11 protein-coding genes are annotated in these 15,398 nt (G+C 72.7%); 4 read left to right on the top strand and 7 right to left on the bottom strand.

The window, feature by feature from the left end; all coding sequences use genetic code 11:
* Positions 1-89: 89 nt before the first annotated feature.
* The 3 genes from glpK to IE217_RS33645 all read right to left on the bottom strand — a co-directional run bounded on the left by glpK (position 90) and on the right by IE217_RS33645 (position 3,703).
* Positions 90-1,610: a glycerol kinase GlpK gene (glpK, locus tag IE217_RS33655; protein ID WP_190181754.1), complete on the bottom strand. Its 1,521-nt coding sequence runs from the start codon at positions 1,608-1,610 to the stop codon at positions 90-92.
* Positions 1,611-2,028: 418 nt separating this feature from the next.
* Complete coding sequence (locus IE217_RS33650) at positions 2,029-3,219, bottom strand: lipid-transfer protein (RefSeq protein ID WP_190181753.1); 1,191 nt, start codon at positions 3,217-3,219, stop codon at positions 2,029-2,031.
* Between the two features lie 37 nt (positions 3,220-3,256).
* Positions 3,257-3,703, bottom strand: coding sequence for a Zn-ribbon domain-containing OB-fold protein (locus IE217_RS33645; RefSeq protein WP_190181768.1), 447 nt, complete (start codon positions 3,701-3,703; stop codon positions 3,257-3,259).
* Between the two features lie 205 nt (positions 3,704-3,908).
* Between IE217_RS33645 and IE217_RS33640 the strand changes: the two genes are divergently transcribed.
* Positions 3,909-4,445 (top strand): NUDIX domain-containing protein, encoded by a 537-nt coding sequence (locus IE217_RS33640; RefSeq protein ID WP_190181752.1) that lies wholly within the window; start codon positions 3,909-3,911, stop codon positions 4,443-4,445.
* Positions 4,446-4,470: 25 nt separating this feature from the next.
* Here the strand turns inward: IE217_RS33640 and IE217_RS33635 are convergent, their stop codons facing one another.
* The gene (locus IE217_RS33635; RefSeq protein WP_190181751.1) at positions 4,471-6,852 is read right to left on the bottom strand and encodes a glycoside hydrolase family 31 protein; all 2,382 of its coding nucleotides are present in this window, start codon (positions 6,850-6,852) and stop codon (positions 4,471-4,473) included.
* A 213-nt stretch (positions 6,853-7,065) separates the two neighbouring features.
* Between IE217_RS33635 and IE217_RS33630 the strand changes: the two genes are divergently transcribed.
* Positions 7,066-9,033 (top strand): acetoacetate--CoA ligase, encoded by a 1,968-nt coding sequence (locus IE217_RS33630; protein WP_190181750.1) that lies wholly within the window; start codon positions 7,066-7,068, stop codon positions 9,031-9,033.
* Positions 9,034-9,041: 8 nt separating this feature from the next.
* Here IE217_RS33630 and IE217_RS33625 read toward each other — a convergent pair whose 3' ends face one another.
* A complete protein-coding gene (locus tag IE217_RS33625) occupies positions 9,042-10,361 on the bottom strand; it encodes an aminotransferase class I/II-fold pyridoxal phosphate-dependent enzyme (RefSeq protein WP_190181749.1) in 1,320 nt (439 codons plus the stop codon).
* 45 nt (positions 10,362-10,406) lie between these two features.
* On the opposite strand from IE217_RS33625, the gene IE217_RS33620 reads away from it, so the two are divergent.
* Positions 10,407-11,684 (top strand): MFS transporter, encoded by a 1,278-nt coding sequence (locus IE217_RS33620; RefSeq protein ID WP_308432801.1) that lies wholly within the window; start codon positions 10,407-10,409, stop codon positions 11,682-11,684.
* Positions 11,685-11,708: 24 nt separating this feature from the next.
* On the top strand, positions 11,709-12,599 hold the full coding sequence (locus IE217_RS33615; protein ID WP_190181748.1) for a DUF8829 domain-containing protein: 891 nt from the start codon (positions 11,709-11,711) through the stop codon (positions 12,597-12,599).
* 81 nt (positions 12,600-12,680) lie between these two features.
* Here the strand turns inward: IE217_RS33615 and ptsP are convergent, their stop codons facing one another.
* Together ptsP and IE217_RS33605 are read right to left on the bottom strand one after the other, a co-directional pair.
* A complete protein-coding gene (gene ptsP, locus IE217_RS33610) occupies positions 12,681-14,351 on the bottom strand; it encodes a phosphoenolpyruvate--protein phosphotransferase (protein WP_190181747.1) in 1,671 nt (556 codons plus the stop codon).
* 80 nt (positions 14,352-14,431) lie between these two features.
* Complete coding sequence (locus IE217_RS33605) at positions 14,432-14,881, bottom strand: PTS sugar transporter subunit IIA (protein WP_190181746.1); 450 nt, start codon at positions 14,879-14,881, stop codon at positions 14,432-14,434.
* Positions 14,882-15,398: the final 517 nt, after the last annotated feature.

Raw genomic sequence — 15,398 nt, 5'->3', positions numbered from 1 at the left:
ACCGGCCGCCGGCACCTGGCCGGCCGACGCGCCGGTACGGCCCGTACCCCCGCCGACCGGGGTACGGGCCGCGTCCCTCCCGCGGGCGGCTACTCGTCGCCGTCCTCCAGCCAGCCGAAGCTCTTCTCCACGGCCTTGCGCCAGTTGCGGTACTCACGGTCGCGGACCGAGGCCTCCATGGACGGAGTCCACTCCGCGTCCTTCTTCCAGTGCGACTTGAGCTCGTCGAGGTCGTTCCACACACCGGTGGCGAGACCGGCCGCGTAGGCGGCGCCCAGGCAGGTCGTCTCCGACACCTTGGGACGGATCACCGGCACGCCGAGCACGTCGGCCTGATGCTGCATGAGCAGGTTGTTCTTCGTCATGCCGCCGTCGACCTTCAGGCTCGTCAGCTGCACCCCGGAGTCCTGGTACATGGCGTCCACGACCTCGCGCGTCTGCCAGCTCGTCGCCTCCAGCACCGCCCGCGCGAGATGCGCCTTGGTGACGTACCGGGTCAGACCGGTGACGACACCGCGCGCGTCCGAGCGCCAGTAGGGCGCGAACAGGCCCGAGAACGCGGGCACGATGTAGGAGCCGCCGTTGTCCTGCACGCTCGCCGCCAGCGGCTCGATCTCGTCGGCGGTGCGGATGATGCCGAGCTGGTCGCGGAACCACTGCACCAGCGCGCCCGTGATGGCGATCGCGCCCTCCAGGCAGTACACCGGCGCCTCGTCGCCGATCTTGTAGCCCATGGTCGTGAGCAGCCCGCTCTTGGAGGGCACCGGGCGGTTGCCGGTGTTCAGCAGCAGGAAGCTGCCGGTGCCGTACGTGTTCTTGGCGTCGCCCACCTCGTAGCAGGCCTGCCCGAACACGGCCGCCTGCTGGTCGCCGAGCGCGGACGCCACCGGTACCCCGGCGAGCTGCCCCACGCCGGTCCCGTACACCTCCGAGGAGGACCTGATCTCGGGCAGCATCGCCTCGGGGACGTTCATCGCGGACAGGATGGACGGGTCCCACTGGAGGGTCTGGAGGTTCATCAGCATGGTGCGCCCGGCGTTGGTGACGTCGGTGACGTGCTTCCCGCCGTCGGTGCCGCCGGTGAGGTTCCAGATCAGCCACGAGTCGATCGTGCCGAAGGCGATCTCCCCGCGCTCGGCGCGGTCGCGCAGCCCCGGCACGTTGTCGAGCAGCCAGGCCGCCTTGGGGCCGGAGAAGTAGCTGGCGAGCGGCAGCCCCGTCTGCTCGCGGAAGCGGTCCTGCCCGTCGGAGCCGCCCAGCTCGTTGCAGAGCGACGCGGTACGCGTGTCCTGCCAGACGATCGCGTTGTGCACCGGCTTGCCCGTGGCCCGGTCCCACAGCACCGTCGTCTCGCGCTGGTTGGTGATGCCGAGCGCGCTGAGCTGGTCCGCGCGCAGCCCCGCCTTGGCGATCGCGCCCGCGACCACCGCCTGCACCTTCGACCAGATCTCGGTGGCGTCGTGCTCCACCCAGCCCGGCTTGGGGAATATCTGCCGGTGCTCGCGCTGGTCGACGGCGACGATGGCACCGCCGTGGTCGAAGATGATGCAGCGGCTCGAGGTGGTGCCCTGGTCGATAGCGGCCACGTACTTCTCGGCGTTGTCCGTCATGGCTACCCCTTGGTGGCGAGGTCAGAAGGCTGCGTGGGGAGGGCGAAGAGGCCTGGAGTCGGAACGGTCACGTCTGCTGTTCGGTCTGCTGCTTTCCACTGCTGCGCGCTTACTGGTATCAGTTTGGCCCACATTGTCCGGAAACTGCTCGGGATGACCGACAGGAGTGCGCCCAGCCCGAACGGAACGGGCACCGCCCGGTCTCCACGGCGAACCCGCCGTCGCCGTCGCATCGCCCCGTTGGGGTGGGCAGGAGTGCCCCTCGCGGCCGGAGCCGCGGCCGTGTCAGGGCGATGCCATGCCCGGATACGCCGAGAATGTACGGCGATGTCGACCGACACGGGAAGTGTTCTCCTGTGCACAGGGAGCGTCAAGGCGGCCGACGGCAACGAAGGCGGACGAGGGCGGCCCGCCCGCCTCACCGCACCGCGACCACCGCCGAACCGTGTCCGAACAGTCCCTGGTTCGCCGTGATCCCCACGCGCGCTCCCTCGACCTGCCGGTCGCCCGCCGCGCCGCGCAGCTGCCAGGTCAGCTCGCACACCTGGGCGATCGCCTGCGCCGGGACCGCCTCACCGAACGAGGCCAGCCCGCCGCTCACGTTCACCGGGATACGGCCGCCCGGGGCCGTCACGCCCTCGCGCAGCAGTTTCGCGCCCTCGCCCTCCCCGCACAGCCCCAGGTCCTCGTACCACTGCAGTTCCAGAGCGGTGGACAGGTCGTAGACCTCGGCGAGGGACAGGTCCGCGGGTCCGAACCCCGCCTCCTCGTACGCGGTACGGGCGATCGACGCCCGGAGGGTCTCGCCGCCGGGATCCGCCCCGGCCGCGGAGTCCGTCGCGATGTCGGGCAGGTCGAGCACCGTGCTGGGGAAGCGCGGCGTCACCGTGGACACCGCGCGTATGCGCACGGGGCGTGCGGCACCCCGGCGGCGGGCGAAATCCAGACTGCACAGCACCAGCGCCGCCCCTCCGTCGGAGGTCGCGCAGATGTCGAGCAGCCGCAGCGGGTCGGCGACGACCGCGGAGGCGGCGACCTCCTCGGCGGTGACCGGCTTGCGGTAGCGCGCGTTGGGGTTGAGCGCCCCCATGGCGGCGTTCTTCACCTTCACTCGCGCGAAGTCGTCCAGGCTGTCGCCGTGGACCGCCATCCGCCGCCGCGCGTACAGCCCGAAGTAGGCGGGATTGGTCGCCCCCAGGAGCCGGAACCGCAGCCAGTCCGGGTCGTCGGGACGGTCCCCGCCGGCCGGGCGGAAGAACCCCTTGGGAGTCGCGTCGGCGCCCACCACCAGCACCACGTCGGCGAGGCCCGCGAGGATCTGCGCCCGCGCGGCCGCGACCGCCTGCGCCCCGGACGCGCACGCCGCGTACACGGTGGTGACCCGCGCGCCCTGCCAGCCGAGCGCCTTGGCGAAGGCCGCCCCGGCGACATGGCCCGGATATCCGCCCCGCACCGTGCCGGCGCCGACGATCGACCCCACCTCCCGCCAGTCCAGCCCGGCGTCGGCGAGGGCCGCGCGGGCCGCCGCCGCCCCGTACTCGACGAAGCTCCGGCCCCACTTCCCCCAGGGGTGCATGCCAGCCCCCAGCACCGCGACGTCCCCACTCACGCGCTCACCCCCCGTCCTCACGCCTCGAGCCCCCCTTTCACGCCCCCGTCTCCGTCGTCCCGTCCACGCCCGCAGCGGGCCGCCACTTCCATGTCGTCCAGGTCGTCTCCGCGTCCTCGGAGAGCACGCCCGGGACGGCCTCCACCTCCATCCCCACGGCCAGGTCGGCGACGGTGACGCCCTCGGCCGCCTGTCCGAGTACCACGATCCGTTCTGCTGCCAGCTCCACAGCGATCAACGCGTACGGCACCCATGAGAGTTCCGGATCGCTCACATAGGGTGACGGAGGGCGGTACCGGGTGTCCGTGTACGACCAGATCCGCCCGCGCCGGGACAGCGGGACCTCCTCGAGCTCCCCGCCGCGGCATCCCGGATTCCGGCAGTGGCCGTCCTCGCGCGGGAAGAACACCGACGCGCAGGCCGAGCAGCGCGTACCCAGGAGCCGGAAGGCGTCTCCCTCGCCGGTGAACCAGCCGGCCACCACGGGTGTGCGTGTACGTGACATAGCCCCTCCCGACGCGTCAGCTGACGGGCCGTCAGAAGTGTGTCACGGGTTGCGGAAGACCGACAGTCACAAGCTGTGCGAAGACGACTGCGCAGCGGCGAGATCCGGCCACAGTCGAGCCCGCCTCCGGCCCCTCAACCGGCTGACCGAAGACGTCCTCCGTCTGATCGGATACAGTCCGCGCGTGTCCGAAACTCATCACCTGACTGTCAACTCCGGACCGGACTCCCACTGTTCGAGCTGTGGAGCCCCCTACGGAGAGGGCATCACCGGTTGGCCCCGCACCTGCCCGGCCTGCGGGGCCGTGGTCTACCGCAACCCGCTGCCGGTCGCGGTGGCCCTCCAGCCCGTGTACGACACCAAGGGCACCGCCCTGGTCGTCATCACGCGCACCATCGCCCCCGCGCGCGGGGGCATCGCCCTGCCGGGCGGCTACATCGACGACCGCGAGGACTGGCGCCAGGCCGTCGTCCGTGAACTCAGGGAGGAGACGGGCATCGACGCCGCCGCCCGCGACGTGCGGCTCGTCGACGCGATGAGCTCGCCCGACGGCCATCTGATCCTCTTCGGGCTGCTCCCGGAGCGCCCGGCGGAGGGGCTGCCGCGCTCGGCCGCCACGGACGAGACGGAGGGCTGGCACCTGCTGCGCAGGCCGCAGGAGCTCGCCTTCCCACTGCACACCCTGGCCGTGCGGGCCTGGTTCGACGGCCGCTACGTCTGAAGGGCCCGCTACGTCTGAACGGCCGCTACGTCCGATCGGTGCCCTCGTCGAGCCCCCGCACGCGCACCGGGCGGGACGGCGGCACCCAGGCCCCGTCCTCCCGCTCACGCTCGACGACCACCCGCCGGCCCTGCCGGCGGGTGACATAGCGTTCGATCGCCGGCCCCTCCCAGCCGTCGCCCGCGGCGGCCACCACCAGCCCGCCCCCGGCACGTCCGGAGACGGGCGCCCACACCTCCAGCTCCGAACCGCCGTCGTCACCCCTCACCGGGATCACGGCACCCGCGCGGGCGAGCACCGGGATCCGGCCCGGCGGGGCGTCGACCACCACCTGTGCCGGCCCCTCGTACGCCCGGCCCGTGGCCGTGTCGTACCAGTGGCCACGGGGCAGCCGCACCGCCCTGCGCTCCACCCCGGGCTCGAGCACGGGCGCCACCAGGAGTGCGTCGCCGAGCAGGAACGCGTCCCCGCAGTCGCGCAGGGCGCGGTCCTCCGGCGTGTTCCACCACAGGGGCCGCACATAGGGCACCCCGGTGCGCCGCGCGAGGTGCGACAGCGTCACGAAGTAGGGCAGCAGCCGGCGCCGCTCGACGAGCGCCACGCGCGCGTGCTCCAGCACCTCGGGACCGAACTCCCACGGCTCCCGGCGCCCGGCCCGCGGACCCGCGTGCGTCCGGAACAGCGGCAGATACGCCGCCATCTGGAGGCAGCGCAGGTACAGCTCCGGCGACGGGCTGCCGTCGAACCCGCCCACGTCCGGTCCCGAGTACGGCACCCCGCACAGCCCCAGCCCCAGCACCAGTGACAGCGACGCCCGCAGGCCCGGCCAGCCGGTGGCCACGTCCCCCGACCAGGCGCCGCCGAAGCGCTGCATCCCGGCCCACCCCGACCGCGAGAAGACGAACGGCCGCTCCCCGGGCAGCAGGGCCCGCAGCCCCTCGTAGCCGGCCCGCGCCATGCACAGTCCGTAGACGTTGTGCGCCTCGCGATGATCCCCGCCCCGGCCCTCCAGGGCGTGGCGCGACGAGCGGGACAGCGTGGTCTCCCCGAAGGCGGCGAACGAGGTGGGCTCGTTCATGTCGTGCCAGAAGCCCGCGAACCCCTGGGCCAGCCGCTCCTCGTACAGACCGCCCCACCACTGCCGCACGCGCGCGTGCGTGAAGTCGGGGAAGACGCTCTCCCCGGGCCACGTGACACCCCGCGCGACCGCTCCCGAGGCGTCCCGCACGAAGGCGTCCTGGGCGGCTCCCTGGTCGTACACGGGGTTTCCGGGCGCGGCCGCGACCGCCGGGCCGACGATCGACACCAGACGTATCCCGTCGCGCCGCAGCTCCTCGGCGAGCACGGGCAGCTTGGGGAAGCGGTCCTGGTCGACGGTGAACACCTGGTGCGCGTCGTAGTGGTCGATGCCCAGATGCACGGCGTCCAGGGGCAGCCCGTGCTCGTGGTAGCCGGCCACGATCCGGCGCACCTCCTGCTCGTCGCCGAAGCCCCACCGCGCGTGATGATGACCCAGCGCCCAGGCGGGCGGCAGCGCCGGCGCGCCCGTGAGCGAGGCCCAGGTGTGCGCCACCCGCGCGGGAGTGCCGACGACCACCCAGCAGCGCAGCGGGCCGCCGTCCATCCGCAGCTCGCTCGTCCCGGCCCGGTCATGGCCCGAACCGGCGCCCTCCTCGCCCTCGCGCAGGACGACGGTGCCGTCCCAGGAGTTGTCGTGGAACACCAGGTGCGTGCCCGCGTCCGCGACGACCAGTTGCACCGGCATGGTGATGTGGAGAGGGTCCTCGCCGGGTCCGAAGGGCCGGCCCGGGTCGGTGTTCCACAGACGGTAGGCGCCGTCGCGCAGCCGAGGCCCCGACGCCCGCCCGCCCAAGCCGAAGAACCGGGCGTCGGCCGCCACCTGCGACCGCTGCGTCCAGCGCGCCGGCCCGCCGCCCACCGGCTCCCACCAGCGGGGCGGCAGGTCGTGACGCAGAGGGATGCCGCCGGGCGTGCGCACCTCGATCGCGCCGCGCCGCGAGACCGTGACGGTGACCCGCTCGGCCACCACCCGCCAGCCGCCGTCCTTGTCCGGTTCCAGCACCGCGCGGGGGTCCGGCTCCGGGCAGCGGCCGGCGAGCGCGTACGACGGCTCGGGGCCCGCCCCGTCCCAGCCCCAGAACACCGCTCCGTTGACGGCGACGAGAATGCGCAGCTCCGAACGGCTGAAACGAATGACACCGCCTCCCGGCCCGGGCTCGGCCTCCCGCACCGCGCCGGGCACGCGCGCGCGTTCCGCGCCGCGCGGGGGCAGCCCCTTGGCGTCGGCGCGCCGCCGGCGCCAGGCGGCCCGCACGGTGCGCAGCCCCCGTGCCGGCCCCGCCGAGCCGACCGCCTTCACCGAACGCACCAGGTCACGACCGTCCATGCTGCTCACCCTGCCATCGACGGGCCGCCGCGTGTGCGTCGTTCAACTGCCGTTCACCCGTGCCCGGACCACATCTTCACGACACGGACTGTGTGGCGGGCACCCTGGTGTCAAAGTCGATCACATGGCATCGTCCCTGTCAGCCGCGTCACGCGCACACCCCAGCACGTGCGCGGACCGACGCATACGACGCGCACAGTCCGGGAGCCGCCCATGTCTACCGTGAACCCCCTGCCGCTGTGGCAGCCCGATCCGCAGCGGATCGCCCAGGCGCAGATCACGAAGTTCCAGGCCTGGGCGGCCGAGCACCACGGAGCCCCGGCCGAGGGCGGCTACGCGGCCCTGCACCGCTGGTCCGTGGACGAGTTGGAGACGTTCTGGAAGGCCGTCACGGAGTGGTTCGACGTGCGGTTCTCGAGCCCCTACGCGCGCGTGCTGGGCGATCGCTCGATGCCCGGCGCGCAGTGGTTCCCCGGAGCGAAGCTGAACTACGCCGAGCACGCCCTGCGCGCGGCGGACGCCCGCCCCGGCGAACCCGCCCTGCTGCACGTCGACGAGACCCACGAACCGCGCCCCGTCACCTGGGCCGAGCTGCGCCGCCAGGTCGGCTCGCTCGCCGCTGAACTGCGCGCCCTCGGCGTGCGTCCGGGGGACCGTGTCAGCGGCTACCTGCCGAACATCCCCCAGGCCGTCGTCGCCCTGCTCGCCACGGCCGCCGTGGGCGCCGTCTGGACGTCCTGCGCCCCGGACTTCGGCGCCCGCAGCGTCCTCGACCGCTTCCAGCAGGTGGAGCCGGTCGTGCTGTTCACGGTCGACGGCTACCGCTACGGCGGCAAGGAGCACGACCGCCGCGAAGTCGTCGCGGAACTGCGCCGCGAGCTGCCCACCCTGCGCGCCGTCGTCCACATCCCCCTCCTGGGCACGACGGCGCCCGAGGGCGCCCTGGAGTGGTCGGACCTCACCTCGGCCGACGCCGACCCCGTCTTCGAGCAGGTGCCCTTCGACCACCCCCTGTGGGTGCTCTACTCCTCCGGCACCACCGGCCTGCCCAAGGCCATCGTGCAGTCCCAGGGCGGCATCCTCGTCGAGCACCTCAAGCAGCTCGGCCTGCACTGCGACCTCGGCCCGGAGGACCGGTTCTTCTGGTACACCTCGACCGGCTGGATGATGTGGAACTTCCTCGTCTCCGGCCTGCTCACCGGTACGACCGTCATCCTGTACGACGGCAGCCCGGGCTTCCCCGACACGGGCGCCCAGTGGCGCGTCGCCGAACGCACCGGGGCCACCCTCTTCGGGACCTCGGCCGCGTACGTCATGGCCTGCCGCAAGGCCGGGGTGCACCCCTCCCGGGACTTCGACCTGTCCGCGGTCCAGTGCGTCGCCACCACCGGCTCCCCGCTGCCGCCCGACGGGTTCCGCTGGCTGCACGACGAGGTCCGCGAGGACCTGTGGATCGCGTCCGTCAGCGGCGGCACCGACGTGTGCTCCTGCTTCGCCGGAGCCGTGCCCACCCTCCCGGTCCACATCGGCGAGCTCCAGGCGCCCTGCCTCGGCACCGATCTCCAGTCCTGGGACCCCAGCGGCGCACCGCTGACCGACGAGGTCGGCGAACTCGTGGTCACCAACCCCATGCCGTCGATGCCCATCCACCTCTGGAACGACCCCGACGGCACCCGCTACCACGACAGCTACTTCGCCATGTACCCCGGCGTGTGGCGGCACGGCGACTGGATCACGCTCACCTCCCGCGGCTCGGTGATCATCCACGGCCGTTCCGACTCCACGCTCAACCGCCAGGGCGTGCGCATGGGTTCCGCCGACATCTACGAGGCCGTCGAGCGCCTTCCCGAGATCAAGGAATCCTTGGTCATCGGCATCGAGCAGCCCGACGGCGGCTACTGGATGCCCCTGTTCGTGCACCTGATCCCCGGCGCCGTCCTCGACGACGCCCTCCTGAATCGGATCAAGCAGACCATCCGCGAACAGCTCTCGCCGCGGCACATCCCCGACGAGGTCATCGAGGTCCCCGGCATCCCGCACACCCTCACCGGCAAGCGCATCGAGGTCCCCGTCAAGCGCCTCCTCCAGGGCACCCCCCTGGAAAAGGCGGTCAACCCAGGCTCCATCGACGACCTCGACCTGCTGCGCTTCTACGAGGACCTGGCCCGCAAGCGCGCCTGAGCGCCCGGTCAGCCACCGTACGTGGCCTCGGACTCGCCCAGCACGGCGGCGAAGTCCGAGGCCAGCCGCAGCGCGTCGGCGGGCTCCAGACCGGCCACGGAGATCCGTACCCCCGGTCCTGACGAGATGCGGAACCTGGCCCCCGCGGCCACCCACCAGCCGTAGGACCGCAGCCCGTTGACCACGGCAGACTCGTCCGCCACCGGCACCCACACGTTCATCCCGCTCACCCCGTGCGCGGCGATCCCCCTGCCGGCCAGCTCGCGCAGCAGGGCGGTGCGCCGCAGGGCGTACGTCTCACGCGCGCGGGACACCAGCGCGCGCGTGCCCTCATCCGTCATCAGCCCGTGGACCGTCTCCTGGAGCAGATGGCTGACCCAGCCGGACGTCAGCAGCAGCCGACCGTCGTGCCTGGCCAGCGTGGTCGCGTCGCAGGCCGCGGCCGCCCAGCGCAGATCCGCCCCGAGGAACTTGCTCACCGTCCTGACGTGCACCCAGCGCGTGAGACCGCCCGAGGCCAGCGACCGCAGGGGAACGTCGGCCACCGCCGAGGTGTGGTCGTTCTCCACCACCAGCACGTCCGGCTCGTCCCGCAGGACATCGAGCAGCTCGGCGCGGCGCGCGGGGGAGAAGCAGCCGCCGTACGGGTTCTGCCCGCGCGGGCTGCACACGACCGCCCGCGCGCCCGCGCGCAGCGCGGTGCGGAGCGCGTCGGCGCGCATGCCTTCGTCGTCCACGGCCACCGGCACGCTGCGCAGCCCCAGCGCGGTGACCAGGTCCAGCAGATGGTGGTAGCCGGGGTCCTCCATCGCGACCGCGTCCCCGGGCCACAGCTCCACGGACAGCAGCCGGCCGATCAGGTCCAGCGCGCCGTGCGCGAACGTCACGTGCTCCACCGGCACCCCGTCGGGCCGCAGCCACTCGCGCACCACGTGCTCCAGTCGCCCCAGGCGCGGCGTGGAACGGTGCGACCGGGCGCCGGGGGACAGCCGGGACGGCGGCACCAGAGTGGGCAGGAGGCGCGGATCCGGGTGGCCGCCCGCCAGGTCGCGCAGGCCCTCGGGGACCTTCGGCGGGCGTCGCGAAGCCACCGCCGGGACTGCCGCCACCACCGTGCCGCCCCTCCCGCGCGTGACGACGATGCCCCGCCGGCGCAGCTCCTTGTAGGCGGTCGCCACCGTCCCCGGGCTCACCCCCAAGTCGTCCGCGAGCCGCCGCACCGGAGGCAGAGCCGCCCCCGGCCCGAGCGCGCCGTCGGCCACGCCCCGCTCGACGGACGCGGCAATCTCCCTGGCCGTCGAGCCACTGATCCCATATTGTGTTGCCACGTACAAGATTATGTATCAATACATACGACCGTGCAAGGGGGAGCCGTGGTCACCACCACGCGCACACGCGGACGAACGGCCCGGATACCCGGCGGACCCGACGGCCGCGCCATGCTCGTCATCGCCCTCGTCGACCGCACCGGCAGCGGACTGTGGGCCGCCGTCTCCGTCCTGTACTTCACCTACGTCTCCGGACTCTCCGTGGCCCAGGTCGGCATCCTCGCCGCCCTCGCCGGAGCGGTCGGCATCGCCGGCGCCCCGATCGGCGGCCACCTGGCCGACCGCCTCCCGCTCACCCGCGTCCTCGCCGCCCTCCAGCTCCTGCGCGCCGTAGCCTCGCTCGGCCTCCTCACCACCCACGACTACACCCTGCTGCTCCTCCTCTCGGCCCTCGGCGGCCTTGGAGACCGCGCCGCGAGCGTCCTCACCAGGCTCTACGCCACCCGCGTCGCGGGACCCGACCGAGTCCGCTACCAGGCGCTCAACCGCACCGTCGCCAACGCCGGCTGGGCCCTCGGCGGCCTCGGCGCGGCCGCCGCGCTCGCCCTGGGCACCACCGCCGCCTACCGCTGGCTGCTGCTCGGCGACGCCCTGTCCTTCCTCGCCGCCGCCCTGCTCACCCTCCGCTGCGCGGAACCGCCCTCGCCCACCCGCACCGTCGCCGGTTCCGGCGGCCCCGTCCCGGCCGGCAGGCCCGCGACGCCCTGGCGCGACCGCACCTACCTCGCCTACGTCGCCACCGAAACCGTCCTCTTCCTGGACGACGCGGTCTTCAAGGTCGGCCTGCCCCTCTGGATCGCCCACGCCGCCAACGTGCCGCACGGCCTCGCCCCTCTGCTGATGGTGCTGAACAACGTGATGGTGGTCGTCCTCCAAGTCCCGCTGGCCCGCTTCGGCGCCACCACCGCGGCCGCCCGCCGACTCCTCCTCCCGCTCTCCGCCGCCTTCGCCCTCGGCGGCGTCGCCATGACGCTCTCCGCCACCGGCGGCACCCTCGGCGCGACCCTGCTCCTGACCGCCGCGGCCGCCCTGTTCACCCTCGCCGAAATGCTCCACGCCACGGTCTCCTGGGAACTGTCCGTCGCGCTCGCCCCCGACAGCGCGCAGGGCGCCTACCTCGGCGTCCACGGACTCGCCCAGTCCGCCCAGCGCAGCATCGGCCCCCTCGCCGTCACGGCCGCCATCGCCGCCGGCCCCGCGGGCTGGTCCCTCTTCGGCGCCGCCATCGCCGCCACCTGCCTCATCCAGCACCGAACGGTCCGCTCCCGGCTCACGGGGATCCCACTGTCAGTGCCGCCGGTTACGGTGAGTGAGCATCGATAGACCGTGCACACACAGGGGGACACCATGACGTACACCGACCACCGGACCATGCGGCGCGTCCTGCGCAGGGAGATCGCCGGAACCATCGGCCTGCTCACCGACGAACACGACTTCCGCGCCATGCGCCGCTACCGCAGCTTCACCTTCGACGACCACACGACCTACCTCCAGCAGATCGAAGTGCTCCTCAAGTCACGCGCCGCCGACGGCGGCCACACCGCGCTGGCCCTCTTCGACCCCGCGGAGTACGCCGAATTCTGCGCGGACAGCGGCCTCGAACCCGACACCCCGGCCAGCCGAGCCCGCTTCACCGCCGCACTCGCGGCCACCGGAACCACCCTGCCCTACGACGGCAGGCCGCTGACCCAGCTCGTCCCCGCCCTCGTCGACGAGGCCGTGCGCCGCGCCACCTGGGAGTACGCCGCGACACTGCTCGCCCGCCTCGGCCCCTGCGAATCCTGCGGCGAGGACCTCGGTCGTGCCGCCTTCGCCCGGGCCGCCGAAGTCCTCGCCCGCGTCCTCGACACCGCCCCTCCGGGCAACCGGCACCTGGTCTGCAGCGTCTCCACCGCACCCGAGGACCTGGTCGCCGTCCTGCACGCGGACGACGACGACACCGGAGCCACCCGGCTCGACGAGGCCGAAGCCCTCGAATTCGCCACCGTCCTCGCCCTCGGCATGGCCACCCGCAGCCCCGGCGGCCTCGTCATGCGCACCACCGCCCCCGGCACCCCCGACCGGATCTACGGCTGGCGGCTGCGCGAACACACCCTCGAACCCCTCACCGCCGGCGAGGTCTTCGACGCCTACTGCACCGACGTCGACTCCGGCGACCTGATCGCCCCGGAATCCGGCGTCGACTACGGCACCCCGCCCGACCTCGGTGAGGACCCGCCGGCACGGCACCGCCACTGACCCGGCACCCCACGCACGAGGGGCGCCCCACACGCGGGTGGAGCGCCCCTCACAGCACCGACGACCGTGCGCCGGACCCGGTCACTCGCCGGACAGCACCGCCTGCGCCGCCGCGCGCGCGTCGTCGGCACTGTCCGCCGCACGCGCCGCGGCCGCCGCACGCTCGCACTGCGCCAGCGTGTACTTGGCCAGCGTCGCCCGGACATACGGAAGCGACGCCGCACCCATCGACAAGGAGGTGACCCCAAGACCGGTCAACACACAGGCGAGCAGCGGATCCGCCGCGGCCTCACCACAGACACCACAGCTCTTGCCCTCGGCCCGCGCCGCCTCCGCGGCCAGCGCGACCAGGTCGAGCAGCGCGGGCTGCCACGGGTCCTGCAACCGCGACACGGCACCCACCTGCCGGTCGGCCGCGAAGGTGTACTGCGCCAGGTCGTTGGTCCCCAGCGACAGGAACTCCACCTCCTGCAGCACCGAACGCGCCCGCAGCGCGGCCGATGGAATCTCCACCATCGCACCGAACTTCGCCCGCAGCCCGGCCTCACGGCACGCGTCCGCGAACGCCTTGGCGTCCGCACGGTCCGCGACCATCGGCGCCATCACCTCGAGGTACACCGGCAGCCCCTCGGCGGCCTTCGCCAGCGCCGTCAGCTGCGTGCGCAGCACCTGGGGGTGGTCGAGGAGCGTCCGCAGACCCCGCACACCCAGGGCGGGGTTCGGCTCGTCGGCCGGGGTCAGGAAGTCGAGCGGCTTGTCCGCACCCGCGTCCAGCACCCGTACGACCACGCGTCCCTCGGGGAACGCCTCGAGCACCTGCCGGTAGGCCTCGACCTGCTTCTCCTCGGAAGGAGCCTTCTTGTTGTCGTCCAGGAACAGGAACTCGGTCCGGAACAGACCTACACCCTCAGCACCCGCCTCGACCGCCGCCGCCACGTCCGCGGGACCACCGATGTTGGCCAGCAGCGGAACCTTGTGCCCGTCGGAGGTCGCGCCCGGACCCGTCGACGCGGCCAGCGCGGCCTTGCGCTCGGCGGCCGCGGCCTCCATCTGCGCCTTCTTCTCGGCACTGGGCTCCACGAAGATCTCGCCGGTGCTGCCGTCCACCGCGATCACCGTGCCCTCGGCCAGCTCACCGGCCCCCGGCAGCGCCACCACGGCCGGCACACCGAGCGCACGCGCCAGGATCGCGCTGTGGCTGGTCGGACCGCCCTCCTCGGTGACGAAGCCCAGGACCAGAGCCGGGTCGAGCAGAGCCGTGTCCGCCGGCGCGAGGTCACGCGCGACCAGGACGTACGGCTCGTCGCTGTCCGGCACACCCGGCATCGGCACGCCCAGCAGACGCGCGACGATACGGTTCCGCACGTCGTCGAGGTCGGCCACCCGGCCCGCGAGGTACTCACCGGCCCCCGCAAGCAGGTCCCGGTACGCGGCGAACGCGTCGTACACCGCGCGCTCGGCCGTGCTCCCGACCGCGATACGACGGTCCACGTCCGCGATCAGCTCCGGGTCCTGGGCCATCATGGCCTGCGCCTCGAGCACGGCCTGGGCCTCACCGCCCGCCAGATTGCCCCGCGCCGTCAGGTCGGCCGCCACAGCCTCCACGGCCTGGCGGGCACGCCCCTGTTCGCGCTCCGCCTCCTCCGCCGGTATCTGCTTGGCCGGCGGCTCCAGCACCGCCGTCCCCATGTGCCGAACCTCGCCGATCGCCACCCCGTGGCTCACACCGACGCCTCGCAGCGTTGTCTCCATCTCACCGTCTCCGCTAGTGCGGCGGGTGCGCCGCCGCGATGGTTTCTCTGGTGGCCGTCCCCAAGCGGGACGGCAGGGGGTCACTTCCAGGAGAAGAGACTGTCGCCGGGTTTCACGTCGCCGTCTTCGCGAAGATCGGAGAGGGACTCGGCGGTGGCCTCCAGGGCCACGACCGGGCAGACGGGAGACTTGCCGGCGGCCTCGACGGCGGCGGGGTTCCAGCGCACCACGGCCTGGCCGCGCGTGACCGTGTCGCCCTTGTCGACCAGCAACTCGAAGCCTTCGCCGTTGAGCTGCACGGTGTCGATGCCGAGGTGGACGAGCACTCCGTGACCCTGCGCGTCGACGACGACGAAGGCGTGCGGGTGGAGCGACACGACGACTCCGTCGACGGGGGCGACGGCCTCGGAGGGCTCACGCACGGGGTCGATCGCCGTGCCGGGGCCGACCATCGCGCCGGAGAAGACCGGGTCGGGCACGGCCGACAGTCCGATGGCGCGTCCGGCGAGCGGGGACGTCACGGTGGTCATGGGAAGCCTCCCAGGGGTGGAGATTCAGGTGGTCGTCACGGCCTGTCCCGGACGGCGCACTGTGCAGCAGGTTATGTCACGGTAAGTACCGCTTCCGGGCGAGAGCTTACGACAGCTCACGTTGGTGGTCTAGACCACCAAACCAATCGATTTGCACCCACTTCACGGCCCCGTGTACTGTCGTACCCCTGCTCGGGGATGAGTGGCGCCACCAGGCGTGCTTGCTCGGCAGCACCCAACTTGTCAGATCCTATCTCGGGATCGCCTTCCGCATGCCTGCGGGACGGTGGTCAGAGAGACCGGAAAACCCTGATAGAGTTTGGATCACCGAAGGGAAGCGCCCGGAGGAAAGCCCGAGAGGGTGAGTACGAAGGAAGCGTCCGTTCCTTGAGAACTCAACAGCGTGCCAAAAGTCAGCGCCAGATATGTTGATACCCCGTCTCCGGCCGATACGGTTGGGGCGAGGTTCCTTTGAAAAAACACAGCGAGGACGCTGTGAACCACTGGACTATTCCTC

The organism is Streptomyces naganishii JCM 4654 (assembly GCF_014650575.1).
Lineage (GTDB): Bacteria > Actinomycetota > Actinomycetes > Streptomycetales > Streptomycetaceae > Streptomyces > Streptomyces naganishii.
The sequence above is the reverse complement of the archived record's forward strand: the minus strand, read 5'-3'. Positions and strand labels throughout refer to the sequence as shown.

Excerpts from the sequence above, each read along its gene's own strand:
- glpK (WP_190181754.1), bottom strand. The coding sequence starts at position 1,610 with ATGACGGACAACGCCGAGAAGTACGTGGCCGCTATCGACCAGGGCACC.
- IE217_RS33635 (WP_190181751.1), bottom strand. The coding sequence starts at position 6,852 with ATGGACGGTCGTGACCTGGTGCGTTCGGTGAAGGCGGTCGGCTCGGCG.
- IE217_RS33630 (WP_190181750.1), top strand. The coding sequence starts at position 7,066 with ATGTCTACCGTGAACCCCCTGCCGCTGTGGCAGCCCGATCCGCAGCGG.
- IE217_RS33615 (WP_190181748.1), top strand. The coding sequence starts at position 11,709 with ATGACGTACACCGACCACCGGACCATGCGGCGCGTCCTGCGCAGGGAG.
- ptsP (WP_190181747.1), bottom strand. The coding sequence starts at position 14,351 with ATGGAGACAACGCTGCGAGGCGTCGGTGTGAGCCACGGGGTGGCGATC.
- IE217_RS33605 (WP_190181746.1), bottom strand. The coding sequence starts at position 14,881 with ATGACCACCGTGACGTCCCCGCTCGCCGGACGCGCCATCGGACTGTCG.